This window comes from Streptomyces roseifaciens (assembly GCF_001445655.1).
In the GTDB taxonomy this organism is placed as follows: Bacteria; Actinomycetota; Actinomycetes; order Streptomycetales; family Streptomycetaceae; genus Streptomyces; species Streptomyces aureoversilis.
In genome coordinates, this window is the sequence record NZ_LNBE01000003.1 from 515,282 (window position 1) to 531,674 (window position 16,393).

At 73.6% G+C, this 16,393-nt stretch carries 17 protein-coding genes; 8 read left to right on the forward strand and 9 right to left on the reverse strand.

From position 1 onward, the window contains the following. Positions 1 to 33 precede the first annotated feature (33 nt). Positions 34 to 1,029, forward strand: coding sequence for a ligand-gated ion channel (locus tag AS857_RS08230; RefSeq protein ID WP_058042468.1), 996 nt, complete (start codon positions 34 to 36; stop codon positions 1,027 to 1,029). Positions 1,030 to 1,038: 9 nt separating this feature from the next. On the opposite strand, the gene AS857_RS08235 is transcribed toward AS857_RS08230, so the two are convergent. Genes AS857_RS08235 through AS857_RS08245 form a run of 3 tightly spaced genes read right to left on the reverse strand, consistent with a single transcriptional unit; the run spans position 1,039 to position 3,430 of the window. Further along, entirely contained in the window at positions 1,039 to 1,590 is a 552-nt protein-coding gene (locus AS857_RS08235) for an isochorismatase family protein (RefSeq protein WP_058042469.1), read from the reverse strand. A gap of 23 nt (positions 1,591 to 1,613) precedes the next feature. Beyond that, positions 1,614 to 2,954, reverse strand: a complete 1,341-nt coding sequence (locus tag AS857_RS08240) for an MFS transporter (protein ID WP_058042470.1) — start codon at positions 2,952 to 2,954, stop codon at positions 1,614 to 1,616. Next, positions 2,951 to 3,430 (reverse strand): MarR family winged helix-turn-helix transcriptional regulator, encoded by a 480-nt coding sequence (locus tag AS857_RS08245; RefSeq protein WP_058042471.1) that lies wholly within the window; start codon positions 3,428 to 3,430, stop codon positions 2,951 to 2,953. The genes AS857_RS08240 and AS857_RS08245 overlap by 4 nt, the downstream gene beginning before the upstream one ends. A 192-nt stretch (positions 3,431 to 3,622) precedes the next feature. On the opposite strand from AS857_RS08245, the gene AS857_RS08250 reads away from it, so the two are divergent. The 4 genes from AS857_RS08250 to AS857_RS08265 are packed head-to-tail and all read left to right on the forward strand — an operon-like array spanning position 3,623 to position 8,238. Next, positions 3,623 to 4,465: a nitrilase-related carbon-nitrogen hydrolase gene (locus tag AS857_RS08250; protein ID WP_058042472.1), complete on the forward strand. Its 843-nt coding sequence runs from the start codon at positions 3,623 to 3,625 to the stop codon at positions 4,463 to 4,465. Next, entirely contained in the window at positions 4,462 to 5,802 is a 1,341-nt protein-coding gene (locus tag AS857_RS08255; RefSeq protein WP_058042473.1) for an aspartate aminotransferase family protein, read from the forward strand. The genes AS857_RS08250 and AS857_RS08255 overlap by 4 nt, the downstream gene beginning before the upstream one ends. Further along, entirely contained in the window at positions 5,799 to 7,199 is a 1,401-nt protein-coding gene (gene hydA / locus AS857_RS08260) for a dihydropyrimidinase (protein WP_058042474.1), read from the forward strand. The genes AS857_RS08255 and hydA overlap by 4 nt, the downstream gene beginning before the upstream one ends. A gap of 40 nt (positions 7,200 to 7,239) precedes the next feature. After that, the gene (locus AS857_RS08265; protein WP_058042475.1) at positions 7,240 to 8,238 is read left to right on the forward strand and encodes a TIGR03842 family LLM class F420-dependent oxidoreductase; all 999 of its coding nucleotides are present in this window, start codon (positions 7,240 to 7,242) and stop codon (positions 8,236 to 8,238) included. 91 nt (positions 8,239 to 8,329) lie between these two features. Here AS857_RS08265 and AS857_RS08270 read toward each other — a convergent pair whose 3' ends face one another. Then, positions 8,330 to 9,385 carry a lipoate-protein ligase LplAB gene (locus AS857_RS08270; protein ID WP_058042476.1) on the reverse strand — a complete coding sequence of 352 codons (1,056 nt, stop codon included), beginning with the start codon at positions 9,383 to 9,385 and terminating at the stop codon, positions 8,330 to 8,332. 159 nt (positions 9,386 to 9,544) lie between these two features. Between AS857_RS08270 and AS857_RS08275 the strand changes: the two genes are divergently transcribed. The 3 genes from AS857_RS08275 (at position 9,545) to AS857_RS08285 (ending at position 13,719) form a co-directional block, all read left to right on the forward strand. Beyond that, entirely contained in the window at positions 9,545 to 11,326 is a 1,782-nt protein-coding gene (locus AS857_RS08275) for a gamma-glutamyltransferase family protein (protein ID WP_058042477.1), read from the forward strand. A gap of 122 nt (positions 11,327 to 11,448) precedes the next feature. Then, on the forward strand, positions 11,449 to 12,276 hold the full coding sequence (locus tag AS857_RS08280) for an inositol monophosphatase family protein (protein WP_058042478.1): 828 nt from the start codon (positions 11,449 to 11,451) through the stop codon (positions 12,274 to 12,276). A gap of 36 nt (positions 12,277 to 12,312) precedes the next feature. Then, the gene (locus AS857_RS08285) at positions 12,313 to 13,719 is read left to right on the forward strand and encodes a phytoene desaturase family protein (protein ID WP_058044000.1); all 1,407 of its coding nucleotides are present in this window, start codon (positions 12,313 to 12,315) and stop codon (positions 13,717 to 13,719) included. A gap of 49 nt (positions 13,720 to 13,768) precedes the next feature. On the opposite strand, the gene AS857_RS08290 is transcribed toward AS857_RS08285, so the two are convergent. The 5 genes from AS857_RS08290 to AS857_RS08310 all read right to left on the reverse strand — a co-directional run bounded on the left by AS857_RS08290 (position 13,769) and on the right by AS857_RS08310 (position 16,343). Beyond that, a complete protein-coding gene (locus tag AS857_RS08290) occupies positions 13,769 to 14,362 on the reverse strand; it encodes a Clp protease N-terminal domain-containing protein (RefSeq protein WP_058042479.1) in 594 nt (197 codons plus the stop codon). 2 nt (positions 14,363 to 14,364) lie between these two features. After that, positions 14,365 to 14,589, reverse strand: a complete 225-nt coding sequence (locus AS857_RS08295; protein ID WP_058042480.1) for a helix-turn-helix domain-containing protein — start codon at positions 14,587 to 14,589, stop codon at positions 14,365 to 14,367. 32 nt (positions 14,590 to 14,621) lie between these two features. Next, complete coding sequence (locus AS857_RS08300) at positions 14,622 to 15,200, reverse strand: hypothetical protein (RefSeq protein WP_063804204.1); 579 nt, start codon at positions 15,198 to 15,200, stop codon at positions 14,622 to 14,624. Continuing rightward, complete coding sequence (locus AS857_RS08305) at positions 15,197 to 15,487, reverse strand: hypothetical protein (protein ID WP_058042482.1); 291 nt, start codon at positions 15,485 to 15,487, stop codon at positions 15,197 to 15,199. The genes AS857_RS08300 and AS857_RS08305 overlap by 4 nt, the downstream gene beginning before the upstream one ends. A 115-nt stretch (positions 15,488 to 15,602) precedes the next feature. Next, the gene (locus tag AS857_RS08310) at positions 15,603 to 16,343 is read right to left on the reverse strand and encodes an SIR2 family NAD-dependent protein deacylase (protein WP_058042483.1); all 741 of its coding nucleotides are present in this window, start codon (positions 16,341 to 16,343) and stop codon (positions 15,603 to 15,605) included. Positions 16,344 to 16,393 lie beyond the last annotated feature (50 nt).

Genomic DNA, 16,393 nt, shown 5'->3' on the forward strand with positions numbered 1-16,393 from the left:
GGCCTGCGCCGGGCTCTCACCCGTGTCCCGGGCATGCTGGCAGCGCTGTTCGGCGCGCTCGCGGCGTGGCTGCTCGGCAGCCCGGCCGCGAGCGCGGCGGAGCCGGACACCTGCCGGACCGGCGCCTACCTCAGCGATCTTTACGGCCTGGACCCCGTGGGGCACACCTTCGGGGCGCGGGTGACGGTGTGGAGCGTCTGCCCGCGGCGCGAGCTGGATCCGCTGCCCGGCGTGGCGTTCAGCAACTACAACGACGACCTGGAGCGGAGCAAACCGGAACTGACCAGCGAGAAGGGCATGTTCCGGGACGTCGTCCGGGTCCAGGGGACCTTCCGGCAGGACTGGGGCGTCCGGGCCTTCCCCTTCGACCGCCACCGCATCGAAATCAAGATCACCTCCCGTAAGGAGGCCGACCGGTTCCGCTTCGTGCCCGACAACGAGGACTCCGGGGTGAACTCCGGGATCGCGCCGCCCGGCTGGCGGATCACCGGCTTCCGGCTCGTCGCGGCCGACCGGCATTTCCCCACCAACTTCGGCGACGCCACCCTCCCCAAGGGCAAGGGCAGCACGCGCAGCCGGCTGGTCGTCCAGATCTCCCTTTCGCGCAGCGACCCCGTCATCTTCTGGAAGCTGACGGGCCCGCTGTACCTGATGCTGCTCATCGGCACCGCCACGTTCCTGCTGCCCTCGCACAGCGAGCAGCTGGGCATGGGGGAGAAGCTCGACTCGATGCAGAGCCGGCTGTCCCTGCTGGGTGGCGGGCTGTTCGTCGTCATGATCAACATGCAGCAGGTGAACACGGTCATCACCAGCACCGTGGGGCTGACGCTCATCGACGCGCTGCACCTGCTCACGCTCGTCTACGTGCTGCTGGCCGTGGTCGCCACCGTACTGTCCTGGCGCTGGACCGTCCGCGGCGGCGACCCGGAGCGCGTCGAGCGGCTGCACCACCGCGGTGCGGTCATCGCCCTCGCGGCGTACGCGGCCGTCGCCGGGGCGATGGTCGCCTACGCCGCCTATGTGGGCTAGCCGCGGCGGTCAGCCCAGCAGCTTGATCACCTCGTCCGTCGTGCCGGTCTCCGCCAGGCGCGGGAGGACCTTCTCCACGGCGATGCGGTGCACCTCCGGGTCGGGGTCGGTGACCGCGTCGGTCACGACCGTCACGTGGTAGCCGTGCTCGTGGGCGGCGCGCGCGGTGGACTCCACGCCCGCGCCCGTCGCGATGCCCGCGAGGACGACCTGGGTGACGCCGCGGCGCCGCAGCTGCAGGTCCAGGTCGGTGGCGTGGAACGCGCCCCAGGTGTGCTTGGTGACCACGATGTCGCCCTCCTCCCGGCCGAGTTCGGGCACCAGGTCGGCGAAGTCGGCCGGCGGGCGCCCGCTGCGCAGGGGCGCTTCGGAGCGGCCGGGGGCGGAGCCGATGACGCGGACGAGGACGACCGGGAGGCCGCGGCCGCGGAAGGCGGCGGCCAGGCGCGCGCCGCGCTCGACGATCTCCTGGGCGGGGTGGGCGGTGGGCATCGCCACGATGCCCTTCTGGAGGTCGACGAGCACGAGGGCGGTGGTCGTGTCGAGGGTGGTGACGGGCATGGCCGTGGGCTCCTTTTCGGGGGTCAGGTGCGGGTACGCGCGCGAAGGGCGCGGTCGGTGGCGGTGAGGGCGATCAGCAGCAGGCTCAGCGCGCCGGTGACGGCCGCGAGCCGGTGGAGCCCGGCGTCGCTCGCCTGCTGCCCGAAGCAGAGGGCGAGGAGGCCGGTGGCGGCCATCGCGCTCGTGTACTGGGCGGTGCGCTGCAGGCCGGCGGCGGAGCCGACGCGGTCGGGCGGCGCCTGGGCGTAGACGGCGGCCTGGTTGCCGGTGGAGGCCAGGCCCTGGGGGATGCCGAAGAGGGCGGAGGCGATCAGCAGTGCGGCGAGCGGGGTGCCACCGGTGGCTGTCACGAGGATGCCGCTGCCCGCGGCGAGCAGTGCGGCGGCCGTGGTGAGCGGGGCGCGCAGGCCCTTCGTCCGGGCGCCGAGCAGGGAGCAGGCGGCGGCCGCGAGGGACATCGGCAGCATCACCAGACCGGCCTGGACGGAGGTGCAGCCGCGGGCCTCCTCCAGCCATTGGGCGTATCCGTACAGGGCGCAGTAGATCGCCAGGTAGGTGAGCCCGTGACGCAGATAGGTGCGCAGGAGGGCCCCGCGTGGCGGGGTGGTGGCCGAGGGGCCGCCGGAAGGCTGCTGCGGCCGTACGGGGCCCTGCCGCGGCCGTACGGGGCCGGTGTCGCCGCCGTCGGGCCCGGTGCCGTCGGGGGCCGTGCTGGCGGGGGCCGTGCCGGCGGCGGCCGGGCGCCTGCGGTCGTGCGGCAGCCACGGCAGGGCCACGGCCAGCGCCAGCAGGGCGAGGGGCACGTTGACCGCGAAGATGCCCCGCCAGCCGGTGGTCGCGGTGAGGAGTCCGCCGAGGGTGGGGCCGAGGGCCGCGCTGCCGAGGGCGGCGAGCGAGAGGCGCCCCATCACGGGGCGGGGCGCGGGCCGGCCGGTGCGCAGGGACTCGGCGCGCAGCATCGCCATCGCGGCGGGATAGGCGGCGGAGGTGCCGAGGCCGAGCAGCACGCGGGCGGCGATCAGCCAGGCGAAGGCGGGGGCGAACGTGCCGAGCAGGCCGCCGGCGCAGACGACGGCGAGGCCGGCGAGGAAGACGCGGCGGGGGCCGAGGGAGTCGGCGAGGCGGCCCATGACGGGCTGGCCGACGGCGCTGGTGAGGTAGAGCGACGACAGGAGCCAGGCGGTGCCGGAGGGGCCGGTGCCGAAGTCGCGGCCGATGGCCACCAGACCAGTGGCGATCATGGTGCTGTTGAGGGGGTTGAGGACCGCCCCGAGGAGCAGCGGCGTCATCAGGCGCGCGCCGAAGCCCCGGTCCGGGGCGGTCGCGGGGTCCCGGGCGCGCAGGGGCGCCCTTAAGGCTTTCACTCCTCCACCAGGCGCTTGAGCAGGAGGGCGGCGTCGGCGAGGGTCCGCTGCTCGTCCGGGGTGAGCCGGTGGGCGATGGCGTCGGCGAGCCAGGCGTGCTTGGAGTGCCGTACGGAGGCCACGGCGTCTTCGCCGTCCCCCGTGAGGGAGAACAGGACCTGGCGTCCGTCCGTGGGGTGCGGGGAGCGGGCGACCAGGCCCAGCTCCTCCAGCCTGGCGACGATGACGCGCATGGACTGCGGCCGGACGAGCTCCGCGCGGGCCAGGTCCGCGGTGGTGGCGGGCCCGCCGTTGGCGAGGCGGCCCAGGACCGTGCGCTGGGAGGGGGTGAGGGAGCCCTGCGGGGAGGCCACGCGCAGGCGGCGCATGAGCTGGGAGACCGTCGCGGCCAGGTCGGCGGCGGCGCGTTCCTGATCCGTGCCGGACTGCCGGCCGGCTTCCTTGGCGGCTTCCTTGTCGGTTTCCTGATCGGGCATGCGTCCACCGTAAATATTGACAGGCAAACTTGCAAGTTTTTCTGTTCTGTCGTGCGGAGGCCGGGTTATCCACAGGACGATCGATGGTCTTGCCGCGCGGCGTGCCGCGTCCTACGGTCGCAACCACACGTGGATCTACGCGTGTCAGCCTGGCCGGTCGGCCCGGCTGACGCCCCCGTGAAGGAGCAGCTCATGGCCAATGCCGTCCGCGCCGCTCTGGTCCAGGCCACCTGGACCGGCGACACCGAATCCATGCTCGCCAAGCACGAGGAGCACGCCCGCGCGGCCGCCGCCCAGGGCGCGCAGGTGATCGGGTTCCAGGAGGTCTTCAACGCCCCCTACTTCTGCCAGGTGCAGGAGAGCGAGCACTACCGCTGGGCCGAGCCCGTCCCCGACGGGCCCACGGTCCGCCGGATGCAGGAGCTGGCCCGCGAGACCGGGATGGTGATCGTCGTCCCCGTCTTCGAGACCGAGGGCCCCGGTTTCTACTACAACACCGCCGCCGTCATCGACGCCGACGGCCGCTACCTCGGCAAATACCGCAAGCACCACATCCCCCAGGTCAAGGGCTTCTGGGAGAAGTACTACTTCGCTCCGGGCAACCTCGGCTGGCCCGTCTTCGACACGGCCGTCGGCAAGGTCGGCGTCTACATCTGCTACGACCGCCACTTCCCCGAGGGCTGGCGCCAGCTCGGCCTCAACGGCGCCCAGCTCGTCTACAACCCTTCCGCCACCTCCCGCGGCCTCTCCGGCCACCTCTGGAAGCTGGAGCAGCCCGCCGCGGCCGTCGCCAACGAGTACTTCGTCGCCGCCATCAACCGCGTCGGCCGCGAGGAGTACGGCGACAACGACTTCTACGGCACCTCCTACTTCGTCGACCCCCGCGGGCAGTTCGTCGGTGACGTGGCGAGCGACACCAAGGAGGAACTCGTCGTCCGTGACCTGGACTTCGGCCTCATCGACGAGGTCCGGCAGCAGTGGGCCTTCTACCGCGACCGCCGGCCCGACGCCTACGAGGGGCTGGTCCGGCCATGACCTCCGCGCCCGGGCCCGGGGGCTCCCCGGCCACCCACCTGCACGCCCGGCACCGCGCGGTCATGCCCGAGTGGCTCTCCCTCTACTACCGCGAGCCCTTGGAGCTCACCCACGGCGAGGGCCGCCACGTCCGGGACGCCCACGGCCGGCGCTATCTCGACTTCTTCGGCGGCATCCTCACCACCATGACCGCCCACGCCCTGCCCGAGGTCGCCAAGGCCGTCTCCGAGCAGGCGGGGCGCATCCTGCACACCTCCACCCTCTACCTCGACCGGCACATGGTCGAGCTCGCCGAGCGCATCGCCGCCCTCTCCGGCATCCCCGACGCCCGCGTCTTCTTCACCACCTCCGGCACCGAGGCCAACGACGCGGCCCTCCTGCTGGCCACGACCCACCGCGGCTCCAACCAGATCCTGGCGATGCGCAACAGCTACCACGGCCGCTCCTTCTCCACCGTGGGCATCACCGGCAACTCCGCCTGGTCGCCGACCAGCCTCTCGCCCCTCCAGACCCTCTACGTCCACGGCGGAGTGCGCACCTCCGGCCCCTACGCCCACCTGTCCGACGCCGCCTTCACCGCCGCCTGCGTCGCCGACCTCGAGGACATGCTGGGCCAGACCCACGGCCGGGTGGCGGCCCTGATCGCCGAACCGGTGCAGGGCGTCGGCGGGTTCACCTCCCCGCCCGACGGCTTCTACGCCGCCTTCCGCGAGGTCCTCGCCCCCCGCGGCATCCTCTGGATCACCGACGAGGTGCAGACCGGCTGGGGCCGCACCGGCGACCACTTCTGGGGCTGGCAGGCCCACGCCGAGCACGGCCCGCCCGATCTGCTCACCTTCGCCAAGGGCATCGGCAACGGCATGTCGATCGGCGGCGTCGTCGCCCGCGCCGAGGTCATGAACTGCCTCGACGCCAACTCCATCTCCACCTTCGGCGGCAGCCCCGTCACCATGGCCGCCGGCCTCGCCAACCTCACCCACCTCCTGGAGCACGACCTCCAGGGCAACGCCCGCCGGGTCGGCGGCCTGCTCATCGAGCGGCTCCGCGCCGTCGCCGCCGGGTTCCCCGTCGTCCGCGAGGTGCGCGGCCGCGGCCTGATGATCGGCATCGAGCTCGTCGAGCACGACGGGTCGCCCTCGCCCGAAGCGGCCTCCCTCGCCCTCGAACTGGCCAGGGAGGAAGGCCTGCTGATCGGCAAGGGCGGCCGCGAGGCCAACGTCCTGCGCATCGCGCCGCCGCTGTCGCTCACCGTCGCCGAGGCGGAGGAAGGGGCCGCCGCCCTGGAAACCGTGCTGCAGCAGGTGCAGTTCACCATCGCCGGAAAGGAACGGCCATGACCACGACAGCCATCCGTGGCGGCCTCGTCATCACCGCCGCGGAGGAGACCCGCGCCGACGTCCTCGTCGAGGACGGCAAGGTGGCGGCCCTGGCCGCGTCCGGCAGCGCCTTCGCCCAGGGCTGGCACGCCGACCGCACCCTGGACGCCACCGGGAAGTACGTCATCCCCGGCGGCGTCGACGCCCACACGCACCTCGACTTCCCCTTCGGCGGCACCGCCTCCTCCGACGACTTCGAGACCGGCACCCGGGCCGCCGCCTGGGGCGGCACCACCACCATCGTCGACTTCGCCGTCCAGAGCCGCGGCCAGGCCCTGCGCGAAGGCCTCGACCGCTGGCACGCCAAGGCCGCCGGCCGCTGCGCCGTCGACTACGGCTTCCACATGATCCTCTCCGATGTGAACGAGAGCTCCCTGAAGGAGATGGACCTCCTCGTTGCCGAAGGGGTCACCTCCTTCAAGCTCTTCATGGCCTACCCCGGCGTCTTCTACAGCGACGACGGACAGATCCTGCGCGCCATGCAGCGCGCCGCCGGCAACGGCGGGCTGATCATGATGCACGCCGAGAACGGCATCGCCATCGACGTCCTCGTCGAACAGGCCCTCGCCGCCGGGCACACCGACCCTCGCTACCACGGCGAGGTCCGCAAGGCGCTGCTGGAGGCCGAGGCCACCCACCGGGCGATCCAGCTCGCCCGCGTCGCCGGCAGCCCCCTGTACGTCGTGCACGTCTCGGCCGAGGAAGCCGTCGCCGAGCTCGCGCAGGCCCGCGACAAGGGCCTGCCCGTCTTCGGCGAGACCTGCCCGCAGTACCTCTTCCTGTCCACCGACAACCTTGCCGAGCCCGGCTTCGAGGGCGCCAAATACGTCTGCTCCACGCCGCTGCGCCCCCGCGAGCACCAGGCCGCCCTCTGGCGCGGCCTGCGCACCGACGACCTCCAGGTCGTCTCCACCGACCACTGCCCGTTCTGCTTCTCCGGCCAGAAGGAGCTCGGCCGCGGCGACTTCTCGAAGATCCCCAACGGCCTGCCCGGCATCGAGAACCGCATGGACCTCCTGCACCAGGCCGTCGTCGACGGCCACATCACCCGCCGCCGCTGGATCGAGATCGCCTGCGCCGCCCCCGCCCGGATGTTCGGCCTCGCCCCGCACAAGGGCACCATCACCCCCGGCGGCGACGCCGACATCGTCATCTACGACCCGCACGCCGAGCAGACCCTCTCGGCCTCCACCCACCACATGAACGTCGACTACTCCGCCTACGAGGGCAAGCGCGTCACCGGGCGCGTCGAGACCGTCCTCTCCCGCGGCGAAGTGGTCATCGAGCAGCGCAAGTTCACCGGACGCGCCGGCCACGGCCGCTACGTCCCCCGCGCCACCTGCCAGTACCTGACGTGAGACGCAACGACGCACCACGTATGACGTGAGGAGCACCGCCGTGGACTTCGGCCTCGTCCTGCAGACCGACCCGCCCGCCACCGCCGTCGTCGACCTGATGCGCCGCGCCGAGCGCTCGGGCTTCCGCTACGGCTGGACGTTCGACTCCTCCGTGCTGTGGCAGGAGCCGTTCGTCATCTACAGCCGCATCCTGGAGCACACCGAGCGGCTCGTCGTGGGGCCGATGGTCACCAACCCCTCCACCCGCACCCCGGAGGTCACCGCCTCCACCTTCGCCACCCTCAACGACATGTACGGCAACCGCACGGTGTGCGGCATCGGCCGCGGGGACTCCGCGATGCGGGTGGCCGGCCGCAAGCCCAACACCCTCGCCTCGCTGCGGGAGTCCATCCGCGTCATCCGCGACCTCGCCGAGGGCCGCGAGGCCGACGTCGGCGGCACGACGCTGAAGATCCCCTGGATCCGGGACGGCAGGCTGCCCGTGTGGATGGCCGCCTACGGCCCGAAGGCCCTCGCCCTCACGGGCCAGGAGGCCGACGGGTTCATCCTCCAGCTCGCCGATCCCTTCCTCACCGAATGGATGATCAAGCACGTGCGGGACGCCGCCGCCGAGGCCGGCCGGGACCCGGCCGCGGTCAGCATCTGCGTCGCCGCTCCCGCCTACGTCGGCGACGACCTCGCCCACGCCCGCGAGCAGTGCCGCTGGTTCGGCGGCATGGTCGGCAACCACGTCGCCGACCTGGTCGAGCGCTACGGCGAGCACTCCGGCCTGGTGCCCGAGGCCCTCACGGCCTACATCAAGCAGCGCCACGGCTACGACTACAGCCACCACGGCCGGGCCGGGAACCCCTCCACGGACTTCGTGCCCGACGAGATCGTGGACCGCTTCTGCCTCCTGGGCCCCGTGGCGGCCCACCGCGAACGGCTGGAGCACCTGCGCGACCTCGGCGTGGACCAGTTCGCGGTCTACGCCATGCACGATGCGAAGGAGGCGACCATCGATGCCTACGGCGAGCACCTGATCCCCGCGCTGAGCTGAGCTGAGTTGAACCGAGCCGAGGCGAGCGGTGGCGGGCCCGGCCGCCGGATCACGGCGCACGTGCCCGCCCGCCGTCCGCCACCGGCCGGCCCTACGGCACGCGCGCCGTCCACTCAGGAGAGGAGAACTTCGCCGCCGCCAGCTCCTGCGCCCGCGCCATCTCCTGGGGGGTGACCGAGCCGGCCGTCAGCCCGTAGCGGCCCCGGAAGGAGTCGATCATCTTCTCGATCACGTCGGCACGCGGCAGCCCGGTCTGGCGGCGCAGGGGGTCGACGCGCTTCTTCGCGCTCTTGGTCCCCTTGTCCGACAGCTTCTCCTTGCCGATGCGCAGCACGTCCAGCATCTTGTCCGCGTCGATGTCGTACGCCATCGTCACGTGATGGAGCACGGCCCCCGCGCTGCCCACCAGCCGCTTCTGCGCCGCGCCCGCGATCTTCCCCGACTCGGTGGCGATGTCGTTGAGCGGCTGGTACCAGGCCTTCACGCCCATGCGCTCCAGCGCGCCCAGCACCCAGTCGTCCAGGTAGGCGTAGCTGTCGGCGAAGGACAGGCCCTGCACCAGGGCGTCCGGCACGCACAGCGAGTAGGTGATGGTGTTGCCGGGCTCGATGAACATGGCCCCGCCGCCGCTGATCCGGCGCACCACCGTCATCCCGTGGCGCTCCGCGGCCTCCGGGTCCACCTCGTTGCGCAGCGACTGGAAGCTGCCGATGACCACCGCGGGGGAGCCCCACTCCCACACGCGCAGGGTCGGCGGCCGCCGGCCGGCCGCCACCTCGGCCGTGAGCACCTCGTCCAGCGCCATGTGCAGCGCGGGGGACTGGGGGCCGTCGTGGATCAGCTGCCACTCGTAGTCGGTCCAGTCCGTGGCCTGGGCCAGGGCCCGGCGCACCGCCACGCCCACCGCCTCGGCGGAGAAGCCGAACATCACCGTGCCCTCCGGCAGGGCCGCGTCGATGCGCGCCGCGAGCTGCGGGGCGGTCAGGTCGGCGGGCGCGCCCTCCAGGGCCCGGTTGATGTCGAGGAGCGCCTCGTCGGGTTCGAGGAAGAAGTCCCCGCCCACCCGTATGTCGCGCAGCACCCCGTCGGCGACGTCCAGGTCGATGACGACGAGCTTGCCGCCCGGCACCTTGTATTCACCGTGCACGGCGCATCCTCCAGCTTGTTTTCCCCGGCCGGCCCGGCTGCCGGCAGCGGAATCAACCGTAACGCCGCGCCCCGTGCGGACGGCCCTCGGACGGACGGCCCACGGATCCCCCGCAGGCGGTATTGCGCACCGGCGGGAGGATCTGCCTTTCTGGACGCCATGTTCACCACCCGGCCCACCCTGCAGGGCACCTTCGGCATGGTGTCGACCACCCACTGGCTGGCCTCGCAGTCCGCGATGGCCGTACTGGAGGGCGGCGGCAACGCCTTCGACGCCGCCGTCGCCGCCGGATTCGTCCTGCACGTCGTCGAGCCGCACATGAACGGCCCGGCCGGCGAGGTGCCCGCCGTGTTCGCGCCGGCGGGCGGCCCGGTGCAGGTGCTCTGCGGCCAGGGTCCGGCGCCCCGGGGCGCGACCATCGGGCACTACCGCTCGCTCGGCCTCGACCTGGTCCCCGGCACCGGCCCGCTCGCGGCCGCCGTGCCGGGCGCGTTCGACGCCTGGATGCTGCTCCTGCGCGACCACGGCACCAAGCCGCTCGCCGACGTCCTCTCGTACGCCATCGGCTATGCCGAGCACGGCCACGCGCCCGTCGAGGCCATCGGCCGGACCGTGGCCACCGTCCGCAAGATCTTCGAGACGGAGTGGACGTCCTCCGCCGGGCTCTACCTGCCCGGCGGCCGCCCGCCGGCCCCGGGCACGCTCCTGCGCAACCCCGCGCTCGCCGCCACCTGGCGCCGCCTGCTCGCCGAGGCCGACGCGGGCGGCGGCAGCCGGGAGCAGCGCATCGACGCGGCCCGGCGCGTCTGGCGCGAGGGCTTCGTCGCCGAAGCGCTCGTGGCGGCCGCGGCTCGCCCGACCCTCGACACCTCCGGCGAGCGCCACACCGCGCCCCTCACCGGCGACGACCTCGCCGGCTTCCGCGCGGGCTACGAGGAGCCGGTGCGCCACGACTGGAACGGCTGGACCGTCTGCAAGGCCGGCCCCTGGTCGCAGGGCCCGGTCCTCCTCCAGCAGCTCGCCCTGCTCGACGGGCCGCCGGACTACGGCACGCCTGAGTACGTCCACACCCTCATCGAGGGCAGCAAGCTCGCCATGGCCGACCGCGAGGCCTGGTACGGCGACGCCGCCGACGTCCCGCTGAAGGCCCTGCTCTCCGAGGGCTACAACGCCGCCCGCCGCGCGCTGATCGGCGACCTCGCCTCGTACACCCTGCGCCCCGGCAGCCCGGAGGGCCGCAGCCCGCACCTGGCCCGGCACGTCGTCGCCGCGGCGGAGCGGACCGCCCCGGCCGCGGCGGGCGCGGGCGAGCCGACCGTCACCGTCAGCGGCGCGACCCGCGGCGACACCTGCCACCTCGACGTCGTCGACCGCTGGGGCAACATGATCTCCGCGACCCCCAGCGGCGGCTGGCTGCAGTCCAACCCCGTCGTCCCGGAGCTCGGCTTCCCGCTCGGCACCCGGCTGCAGATGGCCTGGCTCGAACCCGGCCTGCCCAACTCCCTCACCCCCGGACGCCGCCCGCGCACCACCCTCACCCCGTCCCTGGCCCTGCGGGACGGCGAGCCCGTCCTCGCCTTCGGCACCCCCGGCGGCGATCAGCAGGACCAGTGGCAGCTGCACTTCTTCCTCGCCGTCGCCCTGCGCCCGCCCGTGCGCGGCGGCCTGGACCTGCAGGGCGCGATCGACGCGCCCAACTGGCACCAGGACTCCTTCCCCGGCTCCTTCTACCCGCGCACCATGAGCCCCGGGGCCGTCGTCGTCGAGCGGCGGATGGGCGAGACGGCGATCGGGGAACTGCGCCGGCGGGGTCACCGGGTGACGGTGGGCGAGTCGTGGTCGGAGGGGCGGCTGTGCGCGGTGGCGCGCGATCCGCGCACGGGCGTGCTGTCGGCGGCGGCCAATCCGCGCGGCATGCAGGGGTACGCGGTGGGCCGCTGACGGGGCCCGGCGGACGGCAGGGGCCCGTGTGCACCGGGCGCACATCCCGGGGTTCACCGGAGGGACATCCGGGGGGCGCCGGCCCGTCACCGATTGTCGGTGGGGCGTGGTTCGATGGACACATGCTCGAAGACTTTCTCGTAGGTGATCCGACCGACGTCGAGGAGGCGGTCCGCAAGGCGGCCGCCGCCGAGATCATGCCCCGCTTCCGGCAGCTCGCCGCGGACGAGATCGTCCAGAAGAACGGCCCGCACGACCTCGTCACCGTCGCCGACCGGCGCGCCGAGGAGCACCTCGCCGCCGCCCTCACGGCCCTGCTGCCCGGCTCGGTCGTGGTCGGCGAGGAGGCGGTGCACGCGGATCCGGGCATCCTCGGCGCCGTCGGCGGCGACGCCCCCGTGTGGATCGTCGACCCGGTCGACGGCACCCGTCAGTTCGTCAACGGCGAGCCCGGCTTCGCCACGCTCGTCTGCCTCGCCCACCGCGGCGAGCTCCTCGCCTCGTGGACGTACGCGCCCGCGCTCGACCTGATGGCCGTCGCCCGCCGCGGCGGCGGGGCCCGGCTCAACGGCGAGCCGCTCCGCGCCGGCTCGCCCGCCCCGGGCAAGGTCCTGGAAGTGGCGATCTCCCACTACGACTTCACCGACGACGAGCAGAAGCGCGTCCTGTCGGCGCTCGCCACGGAGGGCGTCGCGCCGCGCCCCTGCGGCTCGGCCGGCCTGGAGTACCTCAACGTGGCGCGGGGCGCCATCGACGGCCTCGCCTTCAGCTGGGAGAACCCCTGGGACCACGCCGCCGGGCTGCTGCTGGTCGCCGAGGCGGGCGGGGCGAGCGGGACGGTCGCCGGGGAGTCCTTCCGCATAGCCGGCGGCAACGCCCTCCCCTTCGCCGCCGCGCGGGACGAGGCGACGCTCCGTCATATCCTGGACCTGCTGGCGTCCGCCGGCTGATCCCGAGGACGAGGGGAGTGGCGTCCGGTGCCCACCATGCTCGACGCCGTCGTCGTAGGTGCCGGGCCCAACGGGCTCACCGCCGCCGTGGAGCTGGCCCGGCGCGGCCTGTCGGTGGAGGTCTTCGAGGCCGCCGGTGCCGTCGGCGGCGGCGCGCGGACCGAGGAGCTCACGCTCCCCGGCTTCCGGCACGACCCGTGCTCCGCCGTGCACCCGCTCGGCGCGGGCTCGCCCGCCTTCGCCGCGATGCCGCTGGCCCGGCACGGCCTGGAGTGGGTGCACCCCGAGCTGCCCATGGCGCACCCCTTCCCGGACGGCACGGCCGCCGTCCTCGCCCGCAGCGTGGGGGAGACGGCGCACTCCTTCGGGCCGCGCGACGCCGGGGCGTACCGGCGCCTCGTCGAGCCCTTCCAGGGCAGATGGGAGACGCTCGCGGCCGACTTCCTGCGCACCCAGTGGGACGGCCTGCCGCGCGACCCCCTCCTCTACGCGCGCTTCGGCCTGGCCGGCATCCAGCCCGCGTCCCTGCTGGCCCGCCGCTTCCGGGGCGAGAAGGCGGCGGCCCTGATCGCGGGCCTCGCCGCGCACGGCATCGCCCCCCTCACCGGCCCCGGCACCGGCGGCATGGCGCTGATCTTCGCGCTGGCCGCGCACGCGGGCGGCTGGCCGGTGCCGCGCGGCGGCTCCCAGTCCATCGCCGACGCCCTGGCCTCGTACCTGCGCGCGTGCGGCGGCGCCGTGCACACCGGCTTCGAGGTCAAGCGCCTGGACGACCTGCCGCCCGCCCGCGCCTACGTCTTCGACACCTCGCCCACCGCCCTCGCCCGGATCGCGGGCCTCGGCAACGCCTACCGCGGCTACCGCTACGGCCCCAGCGTCTTCAAGATCGACTACGCGCTGTCGGGCCCCGTGCCGTGGACGGCGCAGGAGGCCCGCCGCGCCGGCACGGTCCACATCGGCCCGACGTACGGCGAGATCGACGCCGCCCTCGACGCCGCGCTGCAGGGCCGGGACCCGTCGGTGCCCTTCCTCATCACCGCCCAGCCCAGCCTCGTCGACCCCAGCCGCGCACCCGAGGGCAAGCACACCTTCTGGGTGTACGGGCACGTGCCGAGCGGCTGGGAGGGCGACGCCACCGAGGTGATCGAGCGTCAGATCGAGCGCTTCGCCCCCGGCTTCCGCGACCTCGTCCTGGCCCGCGCCACGGCCGGCCCCCCGCAGCTGGCCGCCCGCAACGCCAACTACGTGGGCGGCGACTTCGCCATCGGCTCCGTGGCGGGCCTCCGCCTGGTCATCCGGCCCAAACTCGCCCGCGTGCCCTACGCCACGGCCCACCCGGCCGTCTTCCTCTGCTCCTCCGCCACCCCGCCCGGCCCCGGCGTCCACGGCATGTGCGGGCACCACGCGGCGAAGGCGGTGTGGAGGAGGCTGCGCACGCGGTAGGCGGGCGCCGTGCGGCCGGGCGGCGCAGAGCCGCTCAGGTGCAGGCTGCTCAGGCGGCGCCCGGCAGGTCCGCCAGGATCCCGTTCCGTACGGCGACGGCGTCGGTCCCCAGCTTCCGCAGGACGCCGCCCGTCACCTTGTCGTCCGGGTGGAGGATGCCCAGGAGGACGTGTTCCGCGCCGATGTGGCGTTCCTTGCGGGCCAGGGCCTCGCGCAGGGAACGCTCCAAGGCCTTCTTCGCGCGGGGTGTGAAGGGGATGTGGCCCTGCCCGCCGGGTTCGCTCCGGCGGCGGCCGAACGGCAGGAACCGCCGCCGCCTCTCCTCCGGCGGACCGGGCCGGTCCAGGGCCCCCGGCCCGAACGTGCCCTCGGCCTGCGCCCGTACGGCTTCCAGGTCGATGCCGAAGGCGCGCAGCGCCTCCGCGTCGTCCGTACCGAGGGCTCCGGCGGGCGCGACCGCACTCCGGCACCTCTCGGGCGTGATGCCGAACCGGGCCAGCGTGGCGACTCCGGGCGCCCCGTCCTGCATGAGGACGCCGAGCAGCAGGTGCTCGCTGCCGATCCACGGATGACCCAGCGTGCGGGCCTCCTCCTGAGCCTGTACGACGGCGACACGTGCATCCCGGGTGAACCGTTCGAACATGCCTACCTCCTGGCGTGTTTCTTGTGCACTGCCTGCCTGCTGACTCCGAGCGCGGCCCCGATCTCCTCCCAGGACCAGCCCTGCCGGCGCGCGCTGTCGACCTGCAGCGCCTCCAGGCGCTCGACGAGCCGCCGCAGCGCGGCGACGGCGCGCAGCCCCACGTGGGGATCGCTGTCCATGGCGGCCTCGGTGGTGCCGACCGCGTCCTTCGCATCCGTTCCGGCCATGCTGTCAACTTTGGATGACAGGTGTGGAGGTGTCAACGGTCGTTGACGGACGGGTTCAGCGGGCGCTTGAAGTAGCTCCACGGGAAGGAGTCCGTGCCGACCTGGGTCCAGCCGTCCGCCTCCATGCGCCGCCGGCGGCCGGCGACCGCGAGCGGGACGCGGCGGTACTCCCACTGCCGGTCGGACGCCTCCACCGCGTGGTAGAGCGGGCCGAACTCGACCAGCTCCCAGCGGTCCAGGCCTGCTTCCCCGAGGGCGGCCATTTCGTTGAACGCGGTCAGCGGGGTGAGGATCCGGCGCTCGGGGGACCCCTCGGGGACGGCGCCGCTCTTGGCGGCGAAGCGCTGCTGCGCGGCCTGCCGGCTCACGCCCAGCAGGCGGCCGATGGTGTCCCAGCTGTGCCCCGCGGCCCGGGCGCGCTGCACGGCCTCGCGCAGCAGCCGGCTCGTCTCCTCGGCGCCGGTCCGCGTGGCGGCCACCAGGCGCAGATAGCCCTCCGGGTCGTGCTCCAGGGACTCGGCGAGCCCTTCCGGTGCGCCGAGTACGGCACTCGCGATGGCCTCGCGGATGCGGGCTTCCTCTTCCGGGCTGAGCGGCGTCACTTCGCTCATCGCTGCTCGCCGCCGTGCAGCGGTTCGAGGGCGTCCAGGGCCCCCTCGTCGCGCTGCCGCTGCGCGGTGTCGGCGATGCTCTGCGCGTGCGTCGCCCCGTAGAGGGCGCCCATGGTGGCGATGAGGACGAGCTCGGCGGCGATCAGCGCGAAGAACGCCGGGTCGCCGAGGTCGTCGGAGATCGACAGGGCGAGCGTGATCAGGGCGATGGCGCTCATCAGCAGCGCGATGGCGGTGTTGGCGAGGGTGGACTGCGAGGCGGCCCCGGACCGCGAAGAATCGATCATGACGTCAACCTTTCCTTGACGTCCCCTCTTTGTCAACCTTTCCTTGACGGGCGCTCGTCCGCCTGCCCGCCTGTCCGCCCGCCTGCCCGCTCGCCCGCCTGTCCGGCCGGGCGGGCTACCCCGCGGCGATCCGCTCCAGCAGCGCCGGAAGCGCCGTCCCGATCGGCTCGCGCACCAGCTCGTCGGCCCGGTCGTCGTACGGCGTCGGCTCCGCGTTGACGATGATGAGCCGCGCGCCGTGGTCGGCCGCCAGTCCCGCCAGCGATGCGGCGGGGTGCACCTGCAGGCTCGTGCCGACGGCGACGAAGACCTCGCACGCCTTGGTCACGGCCACCGCCTCGCCCAGCATCACCGGGTCCAGACCCTCGCCGAACATGACCGTCGCCGACTTGAGGATGCCGCCGCACGCCTCGCACGCCGGGTCCGGATCGCCCGCCGCCACCCGCTCCAGCGCCGCCTCCATGCCGGAACGCGCCTTGCAGCGGGTGCACTGCACGGCCCGTGCCGAGCCGTGCAGTTCGAGGACCTTGCGCTCCGGCATCCCCGCAAGCTGGTGCAGCCCGTCGACGTTCTGCGTGATCACCCGCACCGGGACGCCCGACTTCTCCAGGCGCACCACCGCCTCGTGCGCGACGTTCGGCCGGGCGCGCAGCGCGGGCCCCTCGCGCCGCATCCGCCACGACCGGCGCCGGATCTCCGGGTCGGACATGTAGTACGTGTACGTGACGAGCTTCTCGGCCTCCGGGTCGCGGCGCCACAGCCCGTTGGGGCCGCGGTAGTCCGGGATGCCGGAGTCCGTGGAGATCCCGGCGCCGCTGAGGATGGCCACCAGCGGGCGCTTCTTGGCGGTGTTCATGGCGGGAGCGTAGGCAGTCCGGTGTCCGCCCGGCGACGGGTTTTCCTATG